This window comes from Burkholderia theae (genome assembly GCF_048565265.1).
Lineage (GTDB): Bacteria > Pseudomonadota > Gammaproteobacteria > Burkholderiales > Burkholderiaceae > Burkholderia > Burkholderia theae.
The window spans coordinates 971,649-996,881 of the sequence record NZ_CP183461.1 but is presented as its reverse complement, the minus strand read 5'-3'; the positions used below and the strand labels follow the sequence as shown (position 1 = coordinate 996,881).

Annotated in this window: 25 protein-coding genes; 20 read left to right on the top strand and 5 right to left on the bottom strand. The window is 68.0% G+C overall.

Annotation, left to right across the window (positions count from 1 at the left end; translation table 11 throughout):
• The first annotated feature begins 57 nt into the window (after positions 1-57).
• The 3 genes from ACN22W_RS04620 (at position 58) to ACN22W_RS04610 (ending at position 1,414) form a co-directional block, all read left to right on the top strand.
• Complete coding sequence (locus ACN22W_RS04620) at positions 58-315, top strand: hypothetical protein (protein ID WP_048251490.1); 258 nt, start codon at positions 58-60, stop codon at positions 313-315.
• 104 nt (positions 316-419) lie between these two features.
• Positions 420-1,076 (top strand): protein-L-isoaspartate O-methyltransferase family protein, encoded by a 657-nt coding sequence (locus tag ACN22W_RS04615; RefSeq protein ID WP_048251491.1) that lies wholly within the window; start codon positions 420-422, stop codon positions 1,074-1,076.
• A gap of 14 nt (positions 1,077-1,090) precedes the next feature.
• Complete coding sequence (locus tag ACN22W_RS04610; protein ID WP_048251492.1) at positions 1,091-1,414, top strand: rhodanese-like domain-containing protein; 324 nt, start codon at positions 1,091-1,093, stop codon at positions 1,412-1,414.
• Positions 1,415-1,498: 84 nt separating this feature from the next.
• Here ACN22W_RS04610 and ACN22W_RS04605 read toward each other — a convergent pair whose 3' ends face one another.
• Positions 1,499-2,827 (bottom strand): aspartate aminotransferase family protein, encoded by a 1,329-nt coding sequence (locus tag ACN22W_RS04605; protein ID WP_419686505.1) that lies wholly within the window; start codon positions 2,825-2,827, stop codon positions 1,499-1,501.
• Positions 2,828-3,134: 307 nt separating this feature from the next.
• On the opposite strand from ACN22W_RS04605, the gene urtA reads away from it, so the two are divergent.
• The 12 genes from urtA (at position 3,135) to ureG (ending at position 14,549) form a co-directional block, all read left to right on the top strand.
• Positions 3,135-4,442: an urea ABC transporter substrate-binding protein gene (urtA, locus tag ACN22W_RS04600; protein WP_129513906.1), complete on the top strand. Its 1,308-nt coding sequence runs from the start codon at positions 3,135-3,137 to the stop codon at positions 4,440-4,442.
• A 142-nt stretch (positions 4,443-4,584) separates the two neighbouring features.
• Positions 4,585-6,204 carry an urea ABC transporter permease subunit UrtB gene (urtB, locus tag ACN22W_RS04595; RefSeq protein WP_419686504.1) on the top strand — a complete coding sequence of 540 codons (1,620 nt, stop codon included), beginning with the start codon at positions 4,585-4,587 and terminating at the stop codon, positions 6,202-6,204.
• A gap of 1 nt (position 6,205) precedes the next feature.
• A complete protein-coding gene (gene urtC, locus ACN22W_RS04590) occupies positions 6,206-7,390 on the top strand; it encodes an urea ABC transporter permease subunit UrtC (RefSeq protein WP_193097792.1) in 1,185 nt (394 codons plus the stop codon).
• Positions 7,387-8,244, top strand: coding sequence for an urea ABC transporter ATP-binding protein UrtD (gene urtD, locus ACN22W_RS04585; protein WP_419686502.1), 858 nt, complete (start codon positions 7,387-7,389; stop codon positions 8,242-8,244). Before urtC ends, urtD begins: the two co-directional genes overlap by 4 nt.
• A gap of 4 nt (positions 8,245-8,248) precedes the next feature.
• A complete protein-coding gene (urtE, locus tag ACN22W_RS04580; RefSeq protein ID WP_129513902.1) occupies positions 8,249-8,941 on the top strand; it encodes an urea ABC transporter ATP-binding subunit UrtE in 693 nt (230 codons plus the stop codon).
• Positions 8,942-9,093: 152 nt separating this feature from the next.
• Positions 9,094-9,972 (top strand): urease accessory protein UreD, encoded by an 879-nt coding sequence (locus ACN22W_RS04575; protein ID WP_129513901.1) that lies wholly within the window; start codon positions 9,094-9,096, stop codon positions 9,970-9,972.
• A gap of 236 nt (positions 9,973-10,208) precedes the next feature.
• Positions 10,209-10,511, top strand: coding sequence for an urease subunit gamma (gene ureA / locus ACN22W_RS04570; protein ID WP_006406310.1), 303 nt, complete (start codon positions 10,209-10,211; stop codon positions 10,509-10,511).
• Positions 10,512-10,519: 8 nt separating this feature from the next.
• Positions 10,520-10,825 carry an urease subunit beta gene (locus tag ACN22W_RS04565; protein WP_048251499.1) on the top strand — a complete coding sequence of 102 codons (306 nt, stop codon included), beginning with the start codon at positions 10,520-10,522 and terminating at the stop codon, positions 10,823-10,825.
• A gap of 38 nt (positions 10,826-10,863) precedes the next feature.
• The gene (gene ureC, locus ACN22W_RS04560; RefSeq protein WP_048251500.1) at positions 10,864-12,570 is read left to right on the top strand and encodes an urease subunit alpha; all 1,707 of its coding nucleotides are present in this window, start codon (positions 10,864-10,866) and stop codon (positions 12,568-12,570) included.
• A 17-nt stretch (positions 12,571-12,587) separates the two neighbouring features.
• Positions 12,588-13,217 carry an urease accessory protein UreE gene (gene ureE / locus ACN22W_RS04555; RefSeq protein ID WP_419686498.1) on the top strand — a complete coding sequence of 210 codons (630 nt, stop codon included), beginning with the start codon at positions 12,588-12,590 and terminating at the stop codon, positions 13,215-13,217.
• The gene (locus ACN22W_RS04550; RefSeq protein WP_419686497.1) at positions 13,204-13,884 is read left to right on the top strand and encodes an urease accessory protein UreF; all 681 of its coding nucleotides are present in this window, start codon (positions 13,204-13,206) and stop codon (positions 13,882-13,884) included. The genes ureE and ACN22W_RS04550 overlap by 14 nt, the downstream gene beginning before the upstream one ends.
• A 17-nt stretch (positions 13,885-13,901) precedes the next feature.
• Entirely contained in the window at positions 13,902-14,549 is a 648-nt protein-coding gene (gene ureG, locus ACN22W_RS04545) for an urease accessory protein UreG (protein WP_048251502.1), read from the top strand.
• A gap of 66 nt (positions 14,550-14,615) precedes the next feature.
• Here ureG and waaA read toward each other — a convergent pair whose 3' ends face one another.
• The 4 genes from waaA to ACN22W_RS04525 all read right to left on the bottom strand — a co-directional run bounded on the left by waaA (position 14,616) and on the right by ACN22W_RS04525 (position 19,502).
• Entirely contained in the window at positions 14,616-15,971 is a 1,356-nt protein-coding gene (gene waaA, locus ACN22W_RS04540; RefSeq protein WP_419686495.1) for a lipid IV(A) 3-deoxy-D-manno-octulosonic acid transferase, read from the bottom strand.
• Between the two features lie 37 nt (positions 15,972-16,008).
• Positions 16,009-16,893, bottom strand: a complete 885-nt coding sequence (locus ACN22W_RS04535; protein ID WP_343495119.1) for a Kdo hydroxylase family protein — start codon at positions 16,891-16,893, stop codon at positions 16,009-16,011.
• Between the two features lie 43 nt (positions 16,894-16,936).
• A complete protein-coding gene (gene waaC / locus ACN22W_RS04530; protein ID WP_048251505.1) occupies positions 16,937-17,932 on the bottom strand; it encodes a lipopolysaccharide heptosyltransferase I in 996 nt (331 codons plus the stop codon).
• Between the two features lie 175 nt (positions 17,933-18,107).
• Positions 18,108-19,502, bottom strand: coding sequence for a phosphomannomutase/phosphoglucomutase (locus tag ACN22W_RS04525; protein ID WP_129513893.1), 1,395 nt, complete (start codon positions 19,500-19,502; stop codon positions 18,108-18,110).
• Positions 19,503-19,758: 256 nt separating this feature from the next.
• Between ACN22W_RS04525 and ACN22W_RS04520 the strand changes: the two genes are divergently transcribed.
• The 5 genes from ACN22W_RS04520 to ACN22W_RS04500 are packed head-to-tail and all read left to right on the top strand — an operon-like array spanning position 19,759 to position 25,196.
• Positions 19,759-21,015, top strand: coding sequence for an oligosaccharide flippase family protein (locus tag ACN22W_RS04520; protein WP_419686492.1), 1,257 nt, complete (start codon positions 19,759-19,761; stop codon positions 21,013-21,015).
• The gene (locus ACN22W_RS04515) at positions 21,012-21,836 is read left to right on the top strand and encodes a glycosyltransferase (protein WP_419686490.1); all 825 of its coding nucleotides are present in this window, start codon (positions 21,012-21,014) and stop codon (positions 21,834-21,836) included. Before ACN22W_RS04520 ends, ACN22W_RS04515 begins: the two co-directional genes overlap by 4 nt.
• Before the next feature lie 51 nt (positions 21,837-21,887).
• Complete coding sequence (locus tag ACN22W_RS04510) at positions 21,888-23,024, top strand: glycosyltransferase family 4 protein (RefSeq protein ID WP_419686489.1); 1,137 nt, start codon at positions 21,888-21,890, stop codon at positions 23,022-23,024.
• A gap of 15 nt (positions 23,025-23,039) precedes the next feature.
• Positions 23,040-24,062, top strand: coding sequence for a UDP-glucose 4-epimerase GalE (gene galE, locus ACN22W_RS04505; RefSeq protein ID WP_419686488.1), 1,023 nt, complete (start codon positions 23,040-23,042; stop codon positions 24,060-24,062).
• 27 nt (positions 24,063-24,089) lie between these two features.
• The gene (locus tag ACN22W_RS04500) at positions 24,090-25,196 is read left to right on the top strand and encodes an MraY family glycosyltransferase (RefSeq protein ID WP_419686486.1); all 1,107 of its coding nucleotides are present in this window, start codon (positions 24,090-24,092) and stop codon (positions 25,194-25,196) included.
• The last annotated feature ends 37 nt before the right edge of the window (positions 25,197-25,233 follow it).

Genomic DNA, 25,233 nt, shown 5'->3' with positions numbered 1-25,233 from the left:
CACGCGGGCGGCCGGTTTGATACAGTGTGGAGTTCACGCTCCGCCAGAACCCGCACGATGCGCACCACCAAAGCGACCTACGCGGTCGAACGCCTGAAAACCCGCTCCGGCAACCCGCAATTCGCGGCCGTCGCGATGGCGGGCGGCCTGTTCTATCTCGTCGACCGCTCCGGCGGCACCAGCGAAAAGCGCTGCGAGCCGCTGCCGCTCGACGAGTTCGTCAAGTTCGTCGACGAATTCGGCCCCAAAAAGCCGCGCAAGGCGAGCAAGCTCGACCTCGCATTCGAGGCGCAGATCAAGAAGAGCAAGGGGTAAAGGTCTGTTGCAGGCCGCCTGAAGGCTTGGCGGCCGCCCCGTTTGGTACAATCACGAAGTTTCTCTATCCCCGCTGATGGCCGACCAGGCTGCGTGACCACACCATGAATATCGAAAACGCGCGTTTCAACATGATCGAACAACAGATCCGGCCGTGGGACGTGCTGGATCTCGACGTCCTGGGCCTGCTGTCGATCGTCAAGCGTGAAAACTACGTGCCGGCCGAATACCGCGATATCGCGTTCGCCGACCTCGAACTGCCGCTGCCCGGCGGCCGCAGCAAGATGCTGTTCCCCCGCGTCGAAGCGCGCGTGCTGCAGGAACTGACGGTCAAGAAGCACGAGAACGTGCTGCTGATCGGCGCGGGCTCGGGCTACCTGGCGGCGCTGTTCGCCCATCGCGCGCAGCACGTGACGGCGGTCGAAATCGATCCGGCGATCGCGAAGTTCGCGGAAGACAACCTCCGCAACGACGGCGTGACCAACGCGGAAGTCGTGCTCGGCGACGGTTCGCGCGGCTGGGCCGGCAAGGCGCCGTACGACGTGATCTGCGTCGCGGGCGGCCTGCCCGTCGTGCCGCAGGAAATGCTCGAACAGCTGAAGGTCGGCGGCCGCCTGTCGGCGTTCGTCGGCGGCCGTCCGGTGATGAAGGCGCAGATCATCACGCGCATCGACGACAAGCAGTACCGCGTCGCCGACGTGTTCGAAACCTACATCGACCACCTCGTCAACGCGATCGAGCCGTCGCGCTTCAAGTTCTGAGCGGCGGAGCCTCCATGCAGATCCTGACACCCGCGATGCTCGCGGAATGGCTCGGCGACACGGCGCGCCCCGCGCCGGTCGTGCTCGACGTGCGCGAGCCGTGGGAAATCGCGACCGCGCAGATCGCCGGCAGCGTATCGATCCCGATGCAGCAGATCCCCGCGCGCAGCGAAGAGCTCGACGACGAAGCGGAAATCGTCTGCGTGTGCCATCACGGCATGCGCAGCGCGCAGGTCGCGATGTTCCTCGAATCGCGCGGCTTCACGAAGCTGTACAACCTGCAGGGCGGTATCGACGCGTGGTCGCGCGACGTCGATCCGGCCGTGCCGCGTTACTGATCTTTCCGGCGGCGCATCGCGCGTCGCCCGCCATCCTGATCCGCCGAACGGGCGCGCATTGCGCGCCCGTTTCTCTTTCCCGCCCTACTCCGTTTCCTTCAGCGCGTCGGCGACGATCGCGAACAGCTCGGTGATCTGCGCGTCGTCGATGATGAGCGGCGGCGAGAACGCGAGGATGTCGCCCGTATAGCGGATCATCGCGCCCTTCTGATAGCACTTGACGAACACGTCGTACGCGCGTGCACCCGGCTTGCCGTCGCGCGGCGCCAGCTCGACACCGCCGACGAGGCCGAGATTGCGCACGTCGATCACGTGCCGCGCGTCCTTCAGCTTGTGGATCTCGCGCTCGAACACGGGCGCCATCTGCGCGGCGCGCTCGAACAGCCGCTCGCGCTCGTACAGGTCGAGCGTCGCGCACGCGGCGGCGGCCGCGAGCGGGTGCCCCGAATACGTATAACCGTGGAACAGCTCGATGCCGGCCGGCGCGCCGCTCACGATCGTGTCGTGAATGGCGTCGCTCGCCGCGACCGCGCCCATCGGCACGGCCGCGTTGTTCGTGCCTTTCGCCATCGTCAGCAGGTCGGGCGTCACGTTGAAGTACTGCGCGGCGAACGGCGCGCCGAGCCGCCCCCAGCCCGTGATGACCTCGTCGAAGATCAGCAGGATGCCGTGCTTGTCGCACAGCGCGCGCAACCGTTCGAGATAGCCCTTCGGCGGGATCAGCACGCCCGTCGACCCCGCGACCGGTTCGACGATCACCGCGGCGATCGTCGATGCATCGTGCAGCGCGACGATCCGCTCGAGTTCGTCGGCGAGGTGCGCGCCCCACGCCGGCTGCCCCTTCGAGAATGCGGCTTCCTTGATGTTCAGCGTATGCGGCAGGTGGTCGACCGACGGCAGCAGCGCGCCCGAATACGCCTTGCGGTTCGGCGCAATCCCGCCGACCGAGATGCCGCCGAAGCCGACACCGTGATAACCGCGCTCGCGGCCGATGAAGCGCGTGCGCTGCGCTTCGCCGCGCGCGCGGTGATACGCGAGCGCGATCTTCAGCGCGGTGTCGACCGCCTCCGAACCCGAGTTCGTGAAGAAGATGTGATCGAGGCCGGCCGGCGTATGGCGCGCGATGCGCGTCGCCGCTTCGAACGCCTTCGGGTGGCCCATCTGGAAGGTCGGCGCGAAATCCATCTCCTCGGCCTGCGCGTTGATCGCCGCGACGATCTCGTCGCGGCAGTGCCCGGCGTTCACGCACCAGAGCCCCGCGGTGCCGTCGAGTATGCGCCGGCCGTCGTGCGACGTGTAATACATCCCTTTCGCGGACACCAGCAGCCGCGGCGCGTCCTTGAACTGGCGGTTGGCGGTAAACGGCATCCAGAACGCCGACAGGTCGGGCGTGTTCGCTTGCGGTTGACTCATGGTGGCTCCTCGGTGGGTTCGGGCGGCGCGGCATGGCGCTGCACCGGCGTGATGCGAAGACAGGGGGCATGGCAGACCGAACACCGAGTGTAAGCACCGGAACGGGGAACCACAATCGTGCACCATTTGCGCCCGCGAACCTGCACCGCAACGGACCGCGCATGCTGCACGACGCATCACGCGCACCACCCCATCGCCCCGCGCAGGCACGCAGGACGTGCATCCGCGCGACTGGCACATGCCTTGCGTTACCCCATGGCCGGCGCCGTTACGGCGCACGCCTATCCAACATGACAAGGGGATCCCGATGAAACGTCGCAGTCTGTTGAAGTTCGGTTCGATGGCCGGTGCGCTCGCGCTGGCGGGCAAGAGTCCGTTCGTGCACGCAGCCGATGCAGGCACCGGCCCGATCAAGGTCGGCATCCTGCACTCGCTGTCGGGCACGATGGCGATCTCCGAAACGTCGCTGAAGGACACGGCGCTGATGACGATCGCCGACATCAACAAGAGCGGCGGCGTGATGGGCCGCAAGCTCGAGCCCGTGGTGGTCGATCCCGCGTCGAACTGGCCGCTGTTCGCCGAAAAGGCGCGCCAGTTGCTCACGCAGGACAAGGTCGCGTGCGTGTTCGGCTGCTGGACGTCGGTGTCGCGCAAGTCCGTGCTGCCGGTGTTCGAGGAACTGAACGGGCTGCTCTACTACCCGGTGCAGTACGAAGGCGAGGAAATGTCGCGCAACGTGTTCTACACGGGCGCCGCGCCGAACCAGCAGGCGATTCCGGCCGTCGAGTACCTGATGAGCGCCGAAGGCGGCGGCGCGAAGCGCTTCTTCCTGCTCGGCACCGACTACGTGTATCCGCGCACGACCAACAAGATCCTGCGTGCGTTCCTGAAATCGAAGGGCGTGAAGGACGCGGACATTCAGGAGGTCTACACGCCGTTCGGCCACAGCGATTACCAGACCATCGTCGCGAACATCAAGACCTTCTCGCAGGGCGGCAAGACGACCGTGATCTCGACGATCAACGGCGATTCGAACGTGCCGTTCTACAAGGAACTCGGCAACCAGGGGATCAAGGCGACCGACGTGCCGGTCGTCGCGTTCTCGGTCGGCGAGGAAGAGCTGCGCGGGATCGACACGAAGCCGCTCGTCGGCCACCTTGCCGCGTGGAACTACTTCATGTCGGTGAAGAACCCGACCAACACGAAATTCAAGGACCAGTTCGCCGCGTGGGTAAAGGCGAACAACCTGCCGGGCGGCGCGAAGCGCGTGACCAACGATCCGATGGAAGCGACCTACGTCGGCATCCATATGTGGAAGCAGGCCGTCGAGAAGGCGAAGAGCACCGACGTCGACAAGGTGCGCGTCGCGATGATTGGCCAGAGCGTCGCCGCGCCGTCGGGCTTCACGCTCGCGATGGACGGCAACCACCACCTGCACAAGCCGGTGATGATCGGCGAAATCCGCGGCGACGGGCAATTCAACGTCGTGTGGAAGACCAAGACCGCGGTGCGCGCGCAGCCGTGGAGCCCGTTCATCGCGGGCAACCAGGGCAAGCCGGACATCGTCACGTCGATCCCGGCATTCCTGCGCCGGCAGCGCGCGGCGCTCGCCTGACGCGATGCGGGGTATCGCGCACCGGCGCGATGCCCCGCTCGTTCGCAGGTGCGGATGCACGGGCCGCGATTGCCGTGATGAACCGCAATCGCCTCCGCAACGCCGCATGAATTCGCTTCTCCACGCCCGACAGGATTTCCCGATGCCTATACGCTTTCGCCGAGCCGCCGTCGCGATCGTCGCGTGCGCCGCTCTCGCGGGCGGGTTGCCGCGCGCCGCGTTCGCACTGACGGCCGCCGATACCGCCGCGCTCGCCGGCGACGACTTCGACGCGAAGACGACCGCGATCGAACGGCTCGCCGCCGATACCGATCCGCGCGCGGTCGCGCTGCTCAACGCGCTGTCAACCGGCGACGCGCTCGCGACCGGCGACGGCCGCCTGCTGATCCAGACCGGCGACACCGCGCACGACGCGCTCACGCAGGCCGCGACACCGGCAGGCGACGCGCAGCCCGTGATGCTGAACAACCTGCTGCGCACGAAGATCGCGGGCGCACTGTCGGGGCTCGCGCTCGCATCGCCCGATGTCGCCGCGCGACGCGACGCGATCGATGCGCTGCTGAAGTCGCCGGACCCGGCACTCAAGTCGATGATCGACCGCGCCCGCGCGAAAGAAACCGACCCCTCGTTGAAGCGCCGCCTCGACGCCCTGTGGGCGATCGCCGCATTGCACGACGCCGACCCGGCGAAGCGTCTGGAAGCCGTGCAAGTAGTAGCCGCACGCCATGATCTCGACATGATCGAACAGTTGCGCCCGCTCGTCGCGAAGAACGCCGACGGCAGCTACGCGGAACCCGACGCACGCGTGCGCGACGCCGCGCAACAGGGGCTCGACGCACTGCACGCGCTGCAGCGCCGCGGCGAGATCGTCGGCACGCTGTTCGCGGGCCTGTCGCTCGGCAGCGTGCTGCTGCTCGCCGCGCTCGGCCTTGCGATCACGTACGGGCTGATCGGCGTGATCAACATGGCGCACGGCGAATTCCTGATGATCGGTGCGTACGCAACCTATGTCGTGCAGACGCTGATCCAGCGTTATGCGCCGGCCGCGTTCGACTGGTATCCGCTCGTCGCCGTGCCCGCTTCGTTCGCGGCGGCCGCGCTCGTCGGCATCGTCCTCGAACGGCTCGTGCTGCGCCACCTGTACGGCCGCCCGCTCGAGACGCTGCTCGCGACGTTCGGCGTGAGCCTGATCCTGATCCAGGCGACGCGCATGCTGTTCGGCGCGCAGAACGTGCAGGTCGTGAACCCGTCGTGGATGAGCGGCGGCGTGACCGTGATGCAGAACCTGATCCTGCCGTACAACCGGCTCGCGATCCTCGCGTTCGCGCTCGCGGTGGTGTTCGTCGCGTGGGCCGTCCTGACGAAGACGCGGCTCGGCCTGTTCGTGCGCGCGGTCACGCAGAACCGCCGGATGGCCGCGTGCGTCGGCGTGAAGACCGCGCGCGTCGACGCGTATGCGTTCGCGTTCGGCGCGGGCATCGCCGGCCTCGGCGGCTGCGCGCTGTCGCAGATCGGCAACGTGGGCCCCGACCTCGGCCAGAACTACATCATCGATTCGTTCATGGCGGTCGTGCTCGGTGGCGTCGGGCAGATCGCCGGCACCGTGCTGGGCGGTTTCGGGCTCGGCCTCGCGAGCAAGGCGATCGAGCCGTTCTGGGGCGCCGTGCTCGCGAAGATCGCGGTGCTCGTGATGATCGTGCTGTTCATCCAGAAACGTCCGCAGGGCATGTTCGCCCCGAAGGGCCGCAGCGCGGAGGCATGACATGACTACCCTGACCGATACGCTGCCGGATCGCCCGGCCGCCGCTACACCGCCCTCCTCCGCACGCACCGCAGACGGTTTCGCGCTCGGCCTGCCGCCGCGCCCCGCGCTGCTGTCGCGCCGCGCGTGGCTCGCGCTCGTCGCGCTGTGCATCGCGATCGGCATCGGCGTGCCGCTCGCCGCGCTCGTCGCGCCCGAATCGAGCGCGTTCCATCTGTCGGCTTACGCGATGACGCTCGCCGGCAAGCTGATGTGCTACGCGATCGCCGCGCTCGCGCTCGATCTCGTCTGGGGTTACTGCGGAATCCTGAGCCTCGGCCACGGGCTGTTCTTCGCGCTCGGCGGCTACGCGATCGGCATGTACCTGATGCGCGAGATCGGCCGCGACGGCAAGTACGGCAGCGACCTGCCCGACTTCATGGTGTTTCTCGACTGGCACCAGCTGCCGTGGTACTGGAGCGGCACACAGCATCTCGCGTGGGCGCTCGCGCTCGTCGTGCTCGTACCGGCCGTGCTCGCGTGGGTGTTCGGCTTCTTCACGTTCCGCTCGCGCGTGAAGGGCGTGTACCTGTCGATCATCACGCAGGCGCTGACGTTCGCCGCGATGCTGCTGTTCTATCGCAACGAGACGGGCTTCGGCGGCAACAACGGCTTCACCGACTTCAAGCGCATCGCCGGTTTTCCGGTCACGTCGCCCGGCACGCGCACGGTGCTGTTGCTGCTGACGTTCGCGACGCTCGTGCTCGCGTTCGTCGCCGCGCGCGCGATCGTCACGAGCAAGCTCGGGCGCGTCGTCACCGCGGTGCGCGATGGCGAGACGCGGCTGATGTTCCTCGGCTACAGCCCGCTCGCGTACAAGCTGTTCGTATGGACCGTGTCGGCCGTGCTGTGCGGTATCGCCGGCGCGTTGTACGTGCCGCAGGTCGGCATCATCAACCCCGGCGAGATGTCGCCCGGCAACTCGATCGAGATGGCGATCTGGGTCGCGGTGGGCGGGCGCGGCACGCTGATCGGGCCGATCGTCGGCGCATTCGCGGTGAACGGCGCGAAGAGCCTGTTTACCGCGTACTTCGCCGAGTACTGGCTGTTCTTCCTCGGCCTGATCTTCGTGCTCGTGCCGCTGCTGCTGCCGCGCGGGATCATGGGCCTCGTCGAAACCGTGCTCGCGAAGGGGAAACGCGCATGAACGGAACCGCCCTCTACCAGTTCACGCCGCCGCCCGAGGACGAGCTGCTGGCCGTCAGCGGCACCGCATCGATGGGCCGCGTCGTGCCGCCGGGCATCGACACGTCGCACGGCACGATCCTCTACCTCGAGGATATCGAAGTCAGCTTCGACGGCTTTCGCGCGCTCAACAAGCTGTCGCTCGCGATCGACGCGGGCGAGCTGCGCTGCGTGATCGGCCCGAACGGCGCGGGCAAGACGACGATGATGGATGTCATCACCGGCAAGACGCGCCCCGATTCGGGCAACGTGTTTCTCGGCCAGACGCTCGACCTCGCGCGAATGAGCGAGCCCGAGATCGCGCGCGCGGGCATCGGCCGCAAGTTCCAGAAGCCGACCGTGTTCGAGCAGCATCCGGTGTGGGAAAACCTCGAGCTCGCGATGCAGACCGACAAGGGCTGGCTCGCGTCGCTGCGCGCGCGGCTCGACCGCTCGGCGCAGGCGAAGATCGAGGAGACGCTCGCGCTGATCGGCCTCGAAAGCCATGCGTTTCGCACGGCCGGCGAGCTGTCGCACGGGCAGAAGCAGCGGCTCGAGATCGGCATGCTGCTGATGCAGCGCCCCGCGCTGCTGCTGCTCGACGAGCCGGCGGCCGGGATGACCGACCACGAGACGATGGAACTCGCCGAGCTGCTGAACACGCTGCGCGGCACCTGCTCGATGATGGTCGTCGAGCACGACATGGATTTCGTCGCGGCGCTCGCGGGCGACACGGGCCGCGTGACGGTGATGGCCGAAGGCGCGGTGCTCGCGCAAGGCACGCTCGACCAGGTCAAGCGCGACGACGCGGTGATCGGGTCCTACCTCGGACGATGATGCGATGCTGAAGATCGATGCACTGAACCAGTACTACGGCGGCAGCCATATCCTGCGCAACGTGAGCCTTGCCGCCGACGACGGCAAGCTCACCGTGCTGCTCGGCCGCAATGGCGTCGGCAAGAGCACGCTGCTGCGCTGCCTGATGGGCGTCGTCGCCGCGAAAAGCGGCACCGTGTCGTGGCGCGGCACCGCGCTCGGCGCGATGCCGCCGTATGCGCGCGTCGCGGCCGGGCTCGCGTACGTGCCGCAGGGCCGCGACATCTTTCCGCGGCTGACCGTCGAGGAGAACCTGCTCGTCGGCGCGGCGAGCCGGAAGGCGCCGTCGAAGGTGCCCGACCGCATCTACGACCTGTTCCCGGTGCTGAAGGACATGCGCGCGCGGCGCGGCGGCGACCTGTCGGGCGGCCAGCAGCAGCAACTCGCGATCGGCCGTGCGCTGATGAGCGAACCGCAGCTGCTGATCCTCGACGAGCCGACCGAGGGCATCCAGCCGTCGATCATCCAGGACATCGGCCGCACGCTGCGCCAGCTCGTCGACGAATCGGGGATGACGGTGCTGCTGGTCGAGCAGTATTACGATTTCGCGCGCTCGATCGCGGACCAGTACTGGGTGATGAGCCGCGGCGAAATCGTCGCGGGCGGTGACGCGCGGGACATGGAAACGAACGGCGTGCGCGAGTTGATCGCGGTGTGAGACGCAGTGCGGCAGCGGGCACGGGCGGCCGGTTCGCGGTTCAACCGAAACCGGCCCTATCACCGAACGCGGCATCTGCATTATTGTTCCGGTAGCATCCACGTTCTTCGCGCCCGCTTTCCTCCGTCCGCCACGTTTCCCGTTCGCAGCCGATGTCCGCCCCCGATTCCCACGCCCCGCTGTCCCGCCCCGCCGCCGTCGCCAAGTCGTGGCGCGGCCGTCTCGAACTCGGCTTCGAGCGGCACGGCGCGCGCACGACGCTCGTGCACCGGCTGCACGACGGACCGCTGCGCGTGCAGCGGCCGCTGTACCCGGAAGGCGACGCGATCTGCCACGCGGTGATCGTCCACCCGCCGGGCGGCGTCGCGGGCGGCGACCGGCTCGACATCGACATCGCGCTCGGCGACGGTACGCACGCGGTGCTGACGACGCCCGGCGCGACCAAGTGGTACAAGTCGAACGGCCTCGACGCGACACAGCGCATCGGCATGACGGTCGGCGAGAACGCGAAGCTCGACTGGCTGCCGCAGAACAACCTGTTCTTCGACGCGGCACACGCATCGCTCGACTTCACGGTGACGCTCGGCGCGGGCGCGAGCGCGATCGGCTGGGATGCGACGCAGCTCGGCCGGCAGGCGGCCGGCGAAACCTGGTCGGCGGGCCGCATCGCGTCGACCTCGGCGCTCGTCGATGCCGACGGCCGGCCGCTGTGGACCGAGCGCGCGCTGCTCGACGCACACGACCCGCTGCGCGGCGCGTTGCAGGGCCTGGCCGGCTTTCCCGTGTACGGCACGCTGTGGGCCGCCGGCGCCGCGTGCGACGCCGCGCTCGCCGAATCGCTCGCCGCGCGGATGCCGTTCGACGACACGCTGCGCGCGGGCGCGACCTGCGTCACGCCCGGCGTCGTGCTCGTGCGCGCGCTGTCGACGTCGATGGAAGCGTTGCAGCGTCATTTCATCGACTGCTGGCTGCAGTTGCGGCCGATCGTGCACGGCGTCGACGCACGGCCGCTGCGCCTCTGGCAAACCTGATCCCGTTCGTCCGACGCACCGTTTCGGCGCAGCGCCGCCTCCGGCGGTGCACGCCGTTCATGCGCCGCGCACCACGAACGCGCATCGCACCGCCCGCCACGGGCATGGCACGCGCCTTGCTGCTTACATAACCGATACACGCCGCACGCCAAACAGCGCGGTGCTACGATGAACCGCGCGTGCGCCCGGGTGTGAGCGCACCGATAAAAATTACGTTTTCCTGAACGTTTGCCTTCATGAAACTGACTCCCCGAGAAAAGGACAAGCTGCTGATCTTCACGGCAGCGCTGCTGGCTGAACGCCGTCGCGCGCGCGGATTGAAGCTCAACTATCCGGAGGCGGTCGCCTTCATTACCGCCGCGCTGATGGAAGCCGCGCGCGACGGCAAGACCGTCGCCGAGGTGATGCACTACGGCACGACGCTGCTCACGCGCGACGACGTGATGGACGGCGTGCCGGAGATGATTCCCGACATCCAGGTCGAGGCGACCTTCCCCGACGGCACGAAGCTCGTGACCGTCCATCATCCGATTCCGTGAGGCAGCGCATGATCCCCGGCGAAATCCTCACCGACGACGGCGACCACGAACTGAACGTGGGCCGCGAAACGCTGACGCTCGTCGTCGCGAACACCGGCGACCGCCCGGTGCAGGTCGGCTCGCACTATCACTTCTTCGAGGTCAACGACGCGCTGTCGTTCGATCGCGCGGCCGCACGCGGCTTCCGGCTCAACATCGCGGCCGGCACGGCCGTGCGCTTCGAGCCGGGCCAGACGCGCACCGTCGAGCTGGTCGCGCTCGCGGGCGATCGCGCCGTCTACGGTTTTCAGGGCAAGGTGATGGGGCCGCTCTGAGCGAAGCCTCACGTCCGTCTCTTCAGGAACAGCACGACATGACACTACGCTTGAGCCGCCGCGCGTACGCGGAAATGTTCGGGCCGACGACGGGCGACCGCGTCCGGCTCGCCGATACCGAACTGCTGATCGAAATCGAACGCGACTTCACGACCTACGGCGAGGAAGTGAAATTCGGCGGCGGGAAAGTGATCCGCGACGGCATGGGCCAGTCGCAGCGCGTGGCCGCCGACGTGCCCGACACGATCATCACGAACGCGGTGATCCTCGATCACTGGGGCATCGTGAAGGCCGACATCGCGATCAAGCACGGCCGCATCGCCGCGATCGGCAAGGCCGGCAACCCGGACATCCAGCCGGGCGTGACGATCGCGATCGGCGCCGCGACCGAAGTGATCGCCGGCGAAGGGCTGATCGTGACGGCGGGCGGCATCGACACGCACATCCACTTCATCAGCCCGCAGCAGATCGACGAGGCGCTCGCGTCGGGCGTCACGACGATGCTCGGCGGCGGCACGGGGCCGGCCACCGGCACCAACGCGACGACCTGCACGCCGGGGCCGTGGCACATGGAGCGGATGCTGCAGGCCGCCGACGGCTGGCCGATCAACCTCGGCTTCCTCGGCAAGGGCAACGCGAGCCTGCCGCAACCGCTCGTCGAGCAGATCGCGGCCGGCGCGATCGGCCTGAAGCTGCACGAGGACTGGGGCACGACGCCCGCCGCGATCGACAACTGCCTGTCGGTCGCCGACGACACCGACACGCAGGTCGCGATCCACACCGACACGCTGAACGAAGGCGGCTTCGTCGAATCGACGGTCGCCGCGTTCAAGGGCCGCACGATCCACACGTACCACACCGAAGGCGCGGGTGGCGGCCACGCGCCCGACATCCTGAAGGTGTGCGGCGAGGCGAACGTGCTGCCGTCGTCGACCAACCCGACGCGTCCGTACACGATCAACACGCTCGACGAACACCTCGACATGCTGATGGTGTGCCATCACCTCGATCCGTCGATCGCCGAGGATCTCGCGTTTGCCGAATCGCGGATCCGCCGCGAAACGATCGCGGCCGAGGACATCCTGCACGATCTCGGCGCGCTGTCGATGCTGTCGTCCGATTCGCAGGCGATGGGCCGCGTCGGCGAAGTGATCATCCGCACCTGGCAGACCGCGCACAAGATGAAGGTGCAGCGCGGCGCGCTGCCCGAGGACGGCGCGCGCAACGACAACTTCCGCGCGAAGCGCTACGTCGCGAAATACACGATCAACCCGGCGCTCACGCACGGGATCGCGCACGAAGTCGGCTCGATCGAGCCTGGCAAGTGGGCCGACCTCGTGCTGTGGGAGCCCGCGTTCTTCGGGATCAAGCCGTCGATGATCCTGAAGGGCGGGATGATCGCGGTCGCACAGATGGGCGACCCGAACGCGTCGATCCCGACGCCGCAGCCCGTCCACTACCGCGAGATGTTCGCGACGCGCGGCGGTGCGCTCGCGCGCACGTCGCTGACCTTCGTATCGCAGATGGCGGCCGACGCGGGCATCGCCGAGCGCTACGGCCTCGCGAAGCAGATCGTGCCCGTGCGCAACTGCCGCAACGTGACGAAGGCCGACATGATCCACAACGCGTGGCGCCCGTCGATCAGCGTCGACCCCGAAACCTACGACGTGATCGCCGACGGCCAGTTGCTCACCTGCGAACCGGCGACCGTGCTGCCGATGGCGCAGCGCTATTTCCTGTTCTGATTTTCGGTTTCTGCCTTATGCGCACCCTCGACAAACGCATTGCCCCGAACGTGAAACTCGCCGCGTCGCTCGTTGCGCGCGCACCGACCCTCACGCTCGCGTATGACGCCCGCTGCAAGAGCCGCCTCGCGGCGACGCTCGACACCGGCGAGGACGTCGCGGTCCTGCTGCCGCGCGGCACCGTGCTGCGCGACGGCGACGTGCTCGTCGCCGACGACGGCGCGCTCGTGCGCGTCGCCGCCGCGCCCGAAGCCGTGCTGCTCGTACGCGCGGCCGATCCGCTCACGCTGATGCGCGCCGCGTACCACCTCGGCAACCGTCACACGCCGGTCGAGATCGGCGACGGCTACCTGAAGCTCGAAGCCGATCCCGTGCTCGCGGACATGCTGCGCCGTCTTGGCACGCAGGTCGACACAGCGAACGCGCCGTTCCAGCCGGAAGCCGGCGCCTACGGCGGCGGCCACAAGCACGGGCACGACGCGACGTTCGCCGAGGATTACGCGCTCGCGCAGCAGGTGTTCGGCGAACACCACGGACACTCGCACGATCGCGATCACGATCACGATCACGATCACGATCACGATCACGATCACGATCATCAACATGGTCCCGGATGCGCGCACGGCCATGGCCATGACCACCACTGAACTCGTCGCGCTGCTGCACCTCGCATCGCCGGCGCTGCCGATCGGCGCGTACAGCTATTCGCAGGGCTTCGAAGCCGCGCTCGACGCGAACCTGATCCGCGACGCCGATTCCGCGCGCGACTGGATCGCGAGCGGCCTGACCGACGTGCTCGCGCACGGCGAGTTGCCGTTCCTCGCACACCAGCTCGCGCGCTGGCACGCACACGATGCGCCGGCGCTCGCCGCCGGGAACGCGTGGTATGTCGCCAGCCGCGAATCGGCGGAACTGCGCCGTGAGACCGAACAGATGGGCTGGTCGCTCGCGCAACTCTGCGCATCGCTCGAATGGGGCGATGCCGCGCGCCGCACGACGCTCGCATCGCTGTCGCCGATCGCGCTGCCGACCGCGTTCGCGTACGCGGCGGCCGCGCACGACGCCGGCGCCGACGCGACGCTCGCCGCGTACGCATTCGGCTGGGTCGAGAACCAGACGTCGGCCGCGCTGAAGGCCGTGCCGCTCGGCCAGCTCGCCGGGCAACGCATCATCGTCGCACTGCGCGGCGCGATCGATGCAGCCGTGCGTCGTGCGCTCGCGACGCCGCCCGACGCCATCAACACGTTCGCGCCGCAGCTCGGCATCCTGTCCGCGCGGCACGAAACCCAGTACTCGCGGTTGTTCCGCTCCTGACTACGACGCTACTCGCCATGAACGCTCCTGCTTCCTCCTCCGCCCGCCGCACGAAGAAACTGCCGCCGCTGCGCGTCGGCATCGGCGGCCCCGTCGGCTCCGGCAAGACCACGCTGCTCGAAATGCTGTGCAAGGCGATGCGCGACAAGTACGACCTCGTCGCGATCACGAACGACATCTATACGAAGGAAGACCAGCGGCTGCTGACGGTGGCGGGCGCGCTGCCCGAGGAGCGCATCATGGGCGTCGAGACGGGCGGCTGCCCGCACACGGCAATCCGCGAGGATGCGTCGATCAACCTCGAGGCCGTCGACCGGATGCTGTCGCGCTTTCCCGATGCCGACATCGTGTTCATCGAATCGGGCGGCGACAATCTCGCGGCAACCTTCAGCCCCGAGCTGTCGGACCTGACGATCTACGTGATCGACGTCGCGGGCGGCGAGAAGATTCCGCGCAAGGGCGGCCCCGGCATCACGAAGTCCGACCTGCTCGTGATCAACAAGACCGATCTCGCGCCGCTGGTCGGCGCGAACCTCGACGTGATGGCGTCCGACACGAAGAAGATGCGCGGCGAGCGGCCTTACGTGATGACGAACCTGAAGGCGCTCGACGGCGTCGCGGACGTGATCGCGTTCATCGAGAAGAAGGGGTTGCTGACGGTCTGAGCGTGAACGGCGCGGCGGCACACGAAGCCGCCACGCCTGCCCGCGCGGCATGGCGCCGCATGCCGTCTATTTGTCGGACGTGTCCTGCCCGTCCTGCATCGCGCGCTCGCCGCGTTCGGCGGGCGGCAGCAGTGCCGCGAGCACGTCGACCGTGCGCGCGGTCGCGCCGCGGTGACGCGACGCGAACGCCGCGCCGGCCGCGCCCATCGCGATGCGCCGCGCCTTGTCGGCGAACAGCGCGTCGAGCACGTGCGCGAGATCGAGCGGATCCTCGACCTGCAGCGCCGCACCGGCCGCAACCGCATCGGCGGTTGCCTGCGTGAAGTTGAACACATGCGGCCCCATCAGCACCGGCACACCGACCGCGCATGCTTCGATCAGGTTCTGGCCGCCGAGCGGCAGCAGGCTGCCGCCGATGAATGCGATGTCGGCGGCCGCGTAATATGCGCCGAGCTCCCCCATCGAATCGCCGAGCAGCACCGTCACGTCCTCCGGCAGCGCTGCGGCGGCCGGGTGGCCGGCCGCGAGCGCGGCCGTGTCGGCCGCCCACGTGGAGCGTCGCATGCACTTGAGCCCGCTGCGCTCGACCAGCGCCTCGACCTCCGCGAAACGCTGCGGATGACGCGGCACCAGCACCAGCAGCGCGCCGGGCGTGCGCATCGCCGCGAACGCCTGCAGCACCAGCGCCTCCTCGTTCTCGCGCGTGCTGGCGGCGACCCACACGGGCCGCGCGCCGATCGCATCGCGCCACGCATGGCCGCGCGCCGCCAGTTCCTGCGGCGTCGTCATGTCGAACTTCAGGTTGCCGAGCACGGCCACATTGCGCGCGCCGAGCGACGTCAGCCGCTCCGCGTCGGCCGGGCTCTGCGCGAGCACACGCGAGAAGCCGCCGAACACGTCGCGCGTCGCCGTGCCGAACTTCGCCGCGCGCCGGAACGAACGCGCGGACATCCGCGCATTGGTCAGCACGAGCGGCACGTCCGCGCGACGGCACTCGTCGATCAGCGTCGGCCACACCTCGGTTTCCATCACGAGGCCGAGCGTCGGCCGCCATGCGTGCAGGAAACGCCGCACCGCGCCGGGCATGTCGTACGGCAGGTAGCAGCGCAGCACGCGATCGCCGAAGATCTGCACGCCGGTCGCACGGCCGCTCGGTGTCATGTGTGTAAGCAGGATGCGTGCATCGGGGCGCACGCGCATCAGCGCGTCGATCAGCGGTTGCGCGGCGCGCGTCTCGCCGACCGATACCGCATGCACCCAGATCAGCGGCGCGCGATCGTCGCGCGAGCGGCCGGCTACATGGCCGAAGCGTTCGCCGATGTGCTCGCGGTAGCCGCGCTCCTTGCGCGAACGCACGTAGAGCCGAATGACCGCGACAGGCGCGACGAGCCACCACAGTGCGCGATAGATCGCCCTCAGCATGCGGCAGCCCTCGTATTGAATCGAAGCAGGTGTGCGCTCAAACCAGCGCCCTGCCCTGCAGGCGCTCGAGAATGCCGAGCGGCGCGCATTCGCGGCGGACCATCGCGTCGACCGGCAGGAAGAACGTCTGCTCGAGCATGAACTGGCCGGACATCACAGCGTGCGAAGTCTGGTCCGAGAAACATATCCACACGCAACCCGGCGGAAACGGCATCGTCTGCTGCGGGCTCGTCTTCTGGTAGTCGAGATCGGCCTTCATGCTGTCGTGCAGGTTCAGCATCAGGTGGTCGTACGCGCTGCGCGGCGACTTCGTCACGTGCAGCAGGTTCAGCAGCCACGCGGCGCCCGGCAACTGCGGCCGGATGTGCGGCAGGAAGCGCTTCGCGACGTCCTCGAACGGCTCGCCGACCCGCCACACGCGCGGCACGCCGGCCGGGTTCACGTTCGTGAACACGCGCAGGATGCGCTCGCCGTAATTCGGCCGCGACGGAAACGCATCGACGTGCAGCCGGCTGTCGTCCTTGCGCCACGACGTCTGGCGCGTCTCGACCTGCATCAGCCGCAGGCTCGTCGGCGCGACGCGCAGCTTGCCGCGGTATTCGGGAAACAGGCCGTCGACGAGCGTGCCGGCCTGCTGCTGGAAGCGCGCGACGAGCGCGCGCACGGCCGACTGCGTGACGCTGTCGCCGAGCACGCCGGCAAGCGCGCCGCCGTTCGGCGCGAGGCTGATGTTCTTGCGTTTCGGATCGGCGAGCGCCGGATCGAGCAGCGCTTCCTCGCCGCCTTCGATCGCGAAGCGCAGGTGCGGGAAATACAGCACCTTGCCTTCCTCGACGGCGGCCAGCAGCTGCTCGCGCGGCGCCGACAGGTTGTGTCCGCTCCAGTCGGCGGACGGGACTTCGATGATCTGGGATTCGCTCATGATCGGTTCGCGTGTGTGGCAGGCATGGCAAGCATGGCGGGAATTACAGGAGACCGAAGCCCGCGAGCGCCGACTTCACCTGCGCGATCGACGGGGGCTGCCCCGCCGTGCCGAGATTGACGACGTTCGGCGACCAGTAGCCGCCGGTGCGCCAGGCCGTCGCGAAATTGTACAGTTCGACCGTCGGACGCTTCAGCGCGGCCGCGATGTGAACCAGACCTGTATCAACCCCGACCGTCGCGGCCGCGCCGTCGATCAGACCGACCACGGCCGGCAGCGACAGCTTCGGCGGCACGATCGCTGCCGCGCCGAACTCCTTCGCGAGCCGCTCGCTGGTCGCGCGCTCCGCGTCGTTGCCCCACGGCAGCACCAGCGACGCGCCGCGCCGCACGAGCGCCTGGCCGAGCTCGATCCACGCGGCGTCCGGCCACTGCTTGTCGGCGCGCGACGTCGCATGGACGAACACCACGTACGGCACCGGCAGGTTCAGGCCGAGCGCGGCCACCGCGAGCGCCGCCGCGCGCGTGTCGAGGCCGAAGTCGACCGGATCGGCCGGCGTCGGCGCCGGGTCGCCCAGCGCGGCCGCGACAAGTTGCCGCGAGCGCTCGACGACGTGCGTGCGCGGCGCGATCGGCACGCGCTTGCGATAGAAGAAGCGCACGGGCCATTCGTAGCCGGCGCCGTCGGTGCGGTTGCCGAGCCCGACGAGCGGGCCGCGCGCCCAGCTCGCGACCCAGGCCGTCTTGATGAGACCCTGGCAGTCGATCACGAGATCGTACTGCTCGGCCGCGAGGCGCTTGCGGAATGCGCGGATCTCGCGCCACGTGGCCCCCGCGAACGGCTTCTTGCGCCAGCGGCGCAACGAGAACGGCAGCACGTCGTGCACGCCGTCGACGAGCCGCACGAGGTCGACGAAGCTTTCCTCGACGAGCCAGTCGATCTGCGCATCGGGATGGCGGCGCCGGATATCGGCGATCACCGGCATGTTGTGCACGACGTCGCCCAGCGACGACACGCGCACGATCAGGATCTTTTGCACGCTGAAAAAACGCCGGCTGGCAGCCGGCGACAAGCATAAAGGGGGGATTTTATCCCGCCCGGGGGTCCAGACAGACAAAAAGCGGCCGCACGCCTTTGGCGTGCGCCGCTTTTCGGGGATGGCGCGACGACTGGATCGACCCTCGCGCCGTTGGCGGCCCGCGGGCCGCCGACATTCAGAACGGCAGCTTGACGTCCGGCTTCGCGGCCGTCAGCACCCGGCGGAAGTCTTCCTGGATGCGCTTGAGCCCTTCCTTGGTCTCGGATTCGAACCGCATCACGACGACCGGCGTCGTGTTCGACGAACGCGCGAGGCCGAAGCCGTCCGGGTACTCGACACGCAGGCCGTCGATCGTCACGACTTCCTCGGCGCCGTCGAACTTCGCCTCTTTCTGCAGCTTGTCGATCAGGCGGAAGTTCTCGCCCTCGTCGAGCCAGAGCTGCAGTTCGGGCGTGCTCATCGCGTCCGGCAGCCCGTTCAGCAGCGCGCTCGGGTCGGCCGACTTCGTCAGGATCTCGAGCAGGCGCGCGCCCGTGTAGAGGCCGTCGTCGAAGCCGTACCAGCGATCCTTGAAGAACACGTGGCCGCTCATTTCACCGGCGAGCGGCGCACCCGTCTCGCGCAGCTTCGCCTTCACGAGCGAGTGGCCCGTCTTCCACATCAGCGGCTCGCCGCCCTTCGACTTCACCCACTGCGCGAGGTTGCGCGTGCACTTCACGTCGTAGATGATCTGCGCGCCCGGGTTGCGCGACAGCACTTCTTCCGCGAACAGCATCAGCTGGCGGTCCGGATAGATGATCTGGCCGTCCTTCGTGACGACGCCGAGGCGGTCGCCGTCGCCGTCGAACGCGAAACCGAGCTCGGCATCGGTGTCCTTCAGCGCCTGGATCACGTCCTGCAGGTTTTCCGGATGCGCGGGATCGGGATGGTGGTTCGGGAACGTGCCGTCGATGTCGGTGAAGCGCTCGACGAGTTCGCAGCCGAGCGCCTTGAACAGGCGCGTCGCGAGCGGGCCCGCGACGCCGTTGCCGGCGTCGACGACGAGCTTCAGCGGGCGGGCGAGCTTCACGTCGCCGACGATGCGCGCGATGTACTGATCGGCCACGTCGACCTGCTCATAGGTGCCGCTGCCCGTTTCGAAACGTTCGTCGACGATGCGGCGGTACAGCGCCTGGATCTGCTCGCCGTAGATCGCGGCACCGCGCAGCACCATCTTGAAGCCGTTGTAGTCGGGCGGGTTGTGGCTGCCCGTGACGACGATGCACGAATCGACGCGGCGCTCGCCGCCCTTCAGCGCAAGCGGCACGCTCGCCGCGAAATAACCGACCGGCGTCGGCACCATGCCGACATCGACGACGTCGACGCCCGCCGCACGCAGGCCGTCGGCGAGTGCGCCGACGAGGTCCGGCCCGGACAGGCGGCCATCGCGCGCGACGACGACCGCGTCGCCGCCCTGCGCACGCACTTCGCTGCCGAATGCCCGGCCGATCCCGCGCGCCGTATCGACGTCGAGTGTCTTGCCGACCACGCCACGAATGTCATATGCCTTGAAGATGGATTGGGAGATCATCGATTCTCTTCTCTCTCAGTTGCGTGCATGGAAAATTGTCTGGCTTGCCTGACCACGTCTCGCCGGTGCCGCGCATGATACATGCCGGTCCGGCACGACACGGAGCGGAACGACTGAAGCGACTCCGATCCCACTTATAATCGCGGGTTTTGATGACGCGCATGTCGCCCATTTTAATGCCTAGCCGTCCCGCCGCCGCCAACCCGCAGCCTCCGGGCGCCCTGCCGGCCACCCTGCGCGTACCCGGTCGCTCCGCATGCTGAAGCGCTTCGGCAACCCGGATGTCGCGAAGGCCGTCGCGAACCTCGTCTGGCTGGGGCTCGAACGGCTCACGCAGATCGGCGTCGCGATCGCGATCAGCGGTCTTCTGGCCCGTTATTTCGGGCCGGATGTGTTCGGCAAATGGCAGTATGCGAATACGCTCCTCCTGGTACTGGCGCCGCTCACCTGGGTGTGCGGCGCGGAAATCCTCGTCCCGACCATCGTCCATCGCCCGCCCGCCCAGCTCGGCGCGGTGCTCGGCAGCGCGTTCGTGCTGCGCATCGTCGTTTCGGTCGCCGCGCTCGCCGCGACCTGGATCGCGATCGCCGCGGGCGCCTTCGATCCGCTGGTCGGCGCGATGCTCGCCGGCCTGGCGGTCACGATGGTGTTCCGCGAGCCGTTCGTCGGCATGATCAACGCGTGGCTGCAGAGCATGACCTACAGCAAGCCGCAGCTCGTCACCAGCATGATCACCGCGCTGGCGAAGGCGCTGCTCGTCTGGCTGCTGGTCCGCGCGGCCGCCAGCCCCGCGCACTTCGCGTGGGTGTGGACGCTCGAAGCCGCGGCAATCGGCTTCGCGCTGATGCTGTACTACCGGCATCGTAACGGCGGCGCGTTCGGCTGGACGTTCGACAAGCCGCTGTTCAGGCACTTTGCGACGGCCGGCACCGTGTTCTGGCTCGGCCTCATCTGCATGTACCTGTTCCTGAAGCTCGACCGCCTGATGCTCGAGCGTCACGTGTCGTTCGCCGATCTCGGCCGCTATTCGGCCGCGCAGCAGCTCAACGAGAACTGGATCGCGCTCGCGCTGATGCTCGCGCAGACGATCGCGCCCGCGTTCGTCTACCGCGTGCAGGACATCGCGCGGCTGCGCCGCAACATCGTCCGGCTGATCGCGATGACGGCCTGCCTGATGACGGCCGGCGCGCTCGTGCTCGACGCGGCCGCCCCGCTGATCGTCGGCAAGGTGTTCGGCCGCGGCTACGAGGCGTCGGTCGACATCTTCCGCTGGGCCGTCTGGCTGTCCGTGCCGGCCGGCATCGAGGCGATAGGCAATCTTATCGTTCTCAAATATCAAGCAAAATTCGTGTTGCTGTCGAAATGGCTGCTCGCGCTCGCGATCGCCGCACTCGTCAACCTGGTCGCGATTCCCCGGCTCGGCCTGTACGGCGCGCTCGTCGGGCTGGCGGCCGGCTACCTGGCCGCCGCCGCCGTCAATTTTTATTACATCCGTTTCAAGCTGCGACCATGACGTCCCCTGATTGCCCGCTTCCGCTCGACGACGTGGCCGTGCTGATGCCGGCCTACAACGGGCACGACGACGTCGTTCGGACCCTCGCGTCGTTTCGCGAGGACGCGCCCGTGCAGGTGCTGATCGTCGACGACGGCAGCACGCCACCGATCGTCGCGCCCGACCTGCCCGGCCTCGCGATCGAGGTGCTGCGCATGCCGGAGAACGTCGGCATCGAGCGCGCGCTCGCGGCCGGCATCGACGCGCTCGCGGCGCGCGGCTTCCGTTATGCGGCCCGCATCGACGCGGGCGATCTCGCCGCGCCGCAGCGCCTCGCGAAGGAACGCGCGTATCTCGGCGCCCACCCGCGCGTGGCCTGCGTCGGCATGTGGACGCAGGTCGTGTCGCGTGCCGGCGAGCCGCGCTTCATGCTGACGCCGCCCGCGGATCCGCGCACGCTGCGCCGCACGCGCTTCCTGCGTTCGCCGCTCGTGCATCCGTCGGTCATGCTGCGCATCGACGCCGTGCGCGAAGTCGGCAACTATCGCGCGAAATACCGCGCGGCCGAGGATCTCGATCTTTTTTTGCGGTTAATGCAACGCTACGATTGCGCAAACCTGCCCGAACTCGGCCTGTATTACGAGCTTAACGAGGGCGGGATCAGTGCGACCAAGCGCCGGCGCCAGCTGGTGTCGACGCTCACGCTGCTGCTGAGCCACTTCAACGCGCTGAACCCGTACGACTGGGCCGGTCTCGCCAAGAACCTGCTGCATTTCGTGACGCCGTACCGCACGCTGCAGCGGATCAAGCAGGCGCTGTTCGCCGCGCGGCCGTCCGCCTGACGACTGTTCGGCCCGGCTGGCATTTTCGACGCTTTATTTTTCATTTTTTTCATGTCCGCCACCTCCCCGCTGCGCATCGCGCTCGTCTGCAACACGGCCTGGGCGATCTACACGTATCGCCACGGGCTGATCCGTGCGCTCGTCGCACGCGGCGCCGAGGTCATCGTGATCGCGCCGCACGACCGCACGGTGCCGCTGCTCGAGCAGATGGGCTGCCGCTACGTGGCGCTCGCGGTCGCGTCGAAAGGCACGAGCCCGCGCGAGGATCTCGGCACGCTCGCCGCGCTGGTGCGCCACTACCGCGCGCTGAAGCCCGGTCTCGTGTTCCATTACACGATCAAGCCGAACATCTACGGCTCGGTCGCCGCGTGGCTCGCGCGCGTGCCGTCGATCGCGGTGACGACGGGGCTCGGTTACGTCTTCATCCAGAAGAGCCGTGCGGCGAGCGTCGCGAAGCGCCTGTACCGGTTCGCGTTCCGCTTCCCGCGTGAAGTCTGGTTCCTGAACCGCGACGATCTCGCGACCTTCACCGACGAGCAGTTGCTCGCGCATCCCGACCGCGCACGGCTGCTGCACGGCGAAGGCGTCGATCTCGAACAGTTCACGCCCGTGCCGCTGCCCGCCGGCGACGCGCCCGTCTTCATCCTGATCGGCCGGCTGCTGTGGGACAAGGGCGTGCGCGAATACGTGGAGGCCGCGCGTATCGTGCGTGCCCGCTTCCCGAACGCACGCTTCCAGCTGCTCGGACCGCTCGGCGTCGACAATCCGAGCGCGATCGGCCGCGCGGACGTCGACGCGTGGGTCGGCGAAGGCATCGTCGAGTATCTCGGCGAGGCGCACGACGTGCGCCCGCATATCGCGGCAGCCGACTGCGTCGTGCTGCCGTCGTACCGCGAAGGCGTGCCGCGCACGCTGATGGAGGCATCGGCGATGGGCCGCCCGATCGTCGCGACCGACGTGCCGGGCTGCCGCGACGTCGTCGCCGACGGCGAAACGGGCTTCCTGTGCCGCGTGCGCGACAGCGCGAGCCTCGCGGAGCAACTGCTTCGCATGATCGAACTCGGAACGGCCGGACGCGACGCGATGGGTGCACGCGGCCGGCAGAAGGTCACGGCGGAATTCGACGAGCAGCAGGTCGTCGAACGCTACCGGCGTACCATCCATTCGTTAACCGGTATCACCTTCTGAAGGAGCGCATCAGCAATGACCGCTAAAGGCACCATTCTCGTCACGGGCGGCGCGGGCTATATCGGCTCGCACACGGCCGTCGAGCTGCTCGGCAACGGCTACGACGTCGTGATCGTCGACAACCTCGTCAACAGCAAGTCCGAGTCCGTGCGGCGCATCGAGCAGATCACGGGCAGGACGCCCGCGTTCCATCAGGTGGACGTGCGCGACGAGGCCGCGCTCGCGAAGGTGTTCGATGCGCACCCGATCACCGGCACGATCCATTTCGCGGCGCTCAAGGCTGTCGGCGAATCGGTCGCGAAGCCGCTCGAGTACTACCAGAACAACATCGGCGGCCTGCTCGCCGTGCTCAAGGTCATGCGCGAGCGCAACGTCAGGCAGTTCGTGTTCAGCTCGTCCGCGACCGTGTACGGCGTGCCCGAGCGCTCGCCGATCGACGAATCGTTCCCGCTGTCCGCGACGAACCCGTACGGCCAGTCGAAGCTGATCGCCGAGCAGATCCTGCGCGATCTCGAGGTATCCGACCCGTCGTGGCGAATCGCGACGCTGCGCTACTTCAACCCGGTCGGCGCGCATGCGAGCGGGCTGATCGGCGAGGATCCGGCCGGCATCCCGAACAACCTTATGCCGTATGTCGCGCAGGTCGCGGTCGGCAAGCTGGAAAAGCTGCGCGTGTTCGGCTCCGACTACCCGACACCGGACGGCACGGGCGTGCGCGACTACATCCACGTCGTCGATCTCGCGAAGGGACACATCGCCGCGCTCGACGCGCTGGCGAAACGGGACGCGAGCTTCGTCGTGAACCTCGGCACCGGGCAAGGCTACAGCGTGCTGGAAGTCGTGCGCGCGTTCGAGAAGGCGTCGGGCCGCCCGGTGCCGTACGAGCTCGTCGCGCGCCGCCCGGGCGACATCGCCGAGTGCTACGCGAACCCGCAGGCCGCGGCCGACATCATCGGCTGGCGCGCGACGCTCGGCATTGAAGAAATGTGCGCCGACCACTGGCGATGGCAGGAGGGGAACCCGCGCGGTTTTGTATAATCCGCTGTCCATTTTCCGAGCGATCCCATGCTCAGCTTCGCGTCCGGCTTCATCGTCTCCCTGCTCGTCACGCTGTTCATCGTGCGCTACGCGCACCTTCACGAGAAATTCTCGATCGACAGCGACCTGGCCGGCGTGCAGAAATTCCACGTGCGGCCCGTGCCGCGGGTCGGAGGCGTCGGGATCCTCACGGGGGTCGTCATTGCCGCGCTGATCCTGTCGCGGCGCTACCCGACGATCGCCGGCAGCATTCTCGGCATCGTTGCCTGCGGGCTGCCGGCGTTCCTGTCCGGCCTCGTCGAGGACCTGACCAAGCGCGTGTCGCCGCGCGCGCGGCTGCTCTGCACGATGGGCGCGGCCGCGCTCGCATTCTGGCTGATGGGCATCGCGGTCACGCGCATCAGCGTGCCGCCGCTCGATTTCCTGCTCGGTTATGTCGCCATTTCGGCGTTCGTCACCGTGCTCGCGGTCGCGGCGCTCGCGAATGCGATCAACATCATCGACGGCTTCAACGGGCTCGCGTCGATGGTCAGCTTCATGATGTTCGCGTCGCTCGCATACGTCGCGTTCCAGGTCGGCGACCCGGTCGTGATGTCCGCGTCGATCATCATGATGGGCGCCGTGCTCGGCTTCTTCCTGTGGAATTTCCCGGCCGGGCTGATCTTCCTCGGCGACGGCGGCGCGTATTTCATCGGCTTCATGCTCGCGGAACTCGCGATCCTGCTCGTGATGCGCAATCGCGAGGTGTCCGCGTGGTATCCGGTGCTGCTGTTCATGTACCCGATCTTCGAGACCTGCTTCTCGATCTACCGGAAGAAATTCATCCGCGGGATCTCGCCCGGCATTCCGGACGGCGTGCACCTGCACATGCTCGTGTACAAGCGGCTGATGCGCTGGGCCGTCGGCACGAAGCACGCGCACGACCTGACGCGCCGCAATTCGCTGACGTCGCCGTACCTGTGGCTGCTGTGCCTCGTCGCGGTGATACCCGCGACGCTGTTCTGGCGGCACACGGTGCACCTGTTCGCGTTCGTCGTGCTGTTCGCGCTGACCTACGTGTGGCTGTATCTCAGCATCGTGCGGTTCAGGACGCCGAGGTGGATGGTGGTGCGCAAGCATCGCCACGGTCGCTGAGCCGTGCGCGGCCCGGCATGAAAAAAGCGCCCCGCGG

What these genes read in the sequence shown, in the direction of transcription:
- ACN22W_RS04620 (WP_048251490.1), top strand. Translation starts at nt 58, where the DNA reads ATGCGCACCACCAAAGCGACCTACGCGGTCGAACGCCTGAAAACCCGC.
- ACN22W_RS04615 (WP_048251491.1), top strand. Translation starts at nt 420, where the DNA reads ATGAATATCGAAAACGCGCGTTTCAACATGATCGAACAACAGATCCGG.
- ACN22W_RS04610 (WP_048251492.1), top strand. Translation starts at nt 1,091, where the DNA reads ATGCAGATCCTGACACCCGCGATGCTCGCGGAATGGCTCGGCGACACG.
- ACN22W_RS04605 (WP_419686505.1), bottom strand. Translation starts at nt 2,827, where the DNA reads ATGAGTCAACCGCAAGCGAACACGCCCGACCTGTCGGCGTTCTGGATG.
- urtA (WP_129513906.1), top strand. Translation starts at nt 3,135, where the DNA reads ATGAAACGTCGCAGTCTGTTGAAGTTCGGTTCGATGGCCGGTGCGCTC.
- urtB (WP_419686504.1), top strand. Translation starts at nt 4,585, where the DNA reads ATGCCTATACGCTTTCGCCGAGCCGCCGTCGCGATCGTCGCGTGCGCC.
- urtC (WP_193097792.1), top strand. Translation starts at nt 6,206, where the DNA reads ATGACTACCCTGACCGATACGCTGCCGGATCGCCCGGCCGCCGCTACA.
- urtD (WP_419686502.1), top strand. Translation starts at nt 7,387, where the DNA reads ATGAACGGAACCGCCCTCTACCAGTTCACGCCGCCGCCCGAGGACGAG.
- urtE (WP_129513902.1), top strand. Translation starts at nt 8,249, where the DNA reads ATGCTGAAGATCGATGCACTGAACCAGTACTACGGCGGCAGCCATATC.
- ACN22W_RS04575 (WP_129513901.1), top strand. Translation starts at nt 9,094, where the DNA reads ATGTCCGCCCCCGATTCCCACGCCCCGCTGTCCCGCCCCGCCGCCGTC.
- ureA (WP_006406310.1), top strand. Translation starts at nt 10,209, where the DNA reads ATGAAACTGACTCCCCGAGAAAAGGACAAGCTGCTGATCTTCACGGCA.
- ACN22W_RS04565 (WP_048251499.1), top strand. Translation starts at nt 10,520, where the DNA reads ATGATCCCCGGCGAAATCCTCACCGACGACGGCGACCACGAACTGAAC.
- ureC (WP_048251500.1), top strand. Translation starts at nt 10,864, where the DNA reads ATGACACTACGCTTGAGCCGCCGCGCGTACGCGGAAATGTTCGGGCCG.
- ureE (WP_419686498.1), top strand. Translation starts at nt 12,588, where the DNA reads ATGCGCACCCTCGACAAACGCATTGCCCCGAACGTGAAACTCGCCGCG.
- ACN22W_RS04550 (WP_419686497.1), top strand. Translation starts at nt 13,204, where the DNA reads ATGACCACCACTGAACTCGTCGCGCTGCTGCACCTCGCATCGCCGGCG.
- ureG (WP_048251502.1), top strand. Translation starts at nt 13,902, where the DNA reads ATGAACGCTCCTGCTTCCTCCTCCGCCCGCCGCACGAAGAAACTGCCG.
- waaA (WP_419686495.1), bottom strand. Translation starts at nt 15,971, where the DNA reads ATGCTGAGGGCGATCTATCGCGCACTGTGGTGGCTCGTCGCGCCTGTC.
- ACN22W_RS04535 (WP_343495119.1), bottom strand. Translation starts at nt 16,893, where the DNA reads ATGAGCGAATCCCAGATCATCGAAGTCCCGTCCGCCGACTGGAGCGGA.
- ACN22W_RS04525 (WP_129513893.1), bottom strand. Translation starts at nt 19,502, where the DNA reads ATGATCTCCCAATCCATCTTCAAGGCATATGACATTCGTGGCGTGGTC.
- ACN22W_RS04520 (WP_419686492.1), top strand. Translation starts at nt 19,759, where the DNA reads ATGCTGAAGCGCTTCGGCAACCCGGATGTCGCGAAGGCCGTCGCGAAC.
- ACN22W_RS04515 (WP_419686490.1), top strand. Translation starts at nt 21,012, where the DNA reads ATGACGTCCCCTGATTGCCCGCTTCCGCTCGACGACGTGGCCGTGCTG.
- ACN22W_RS04510 (WP_419686489.1), top strand. Translation starts at nt 21,888, where the DNA reads ATGTCCGCCACCTCCCCGCTGCGCATCGCGCTCGTCTGCAACACGGCC.
- galE (WP_419686488.1), top strand. Translation starts at nt 23,040, where the DNA reads ATGACCGCTAAAGGCACCATTCTCGTCACGGGCGGCGCGGGCTATATC.
- ACN22W_RS04500 (WP_419686486.1), top strand. Translation starts at nt 24,090, where the DNA reads ATGCTCAGCTTCGCGTCCGGCTTCATCGTCTCCCTGCTCGTCACGCTG.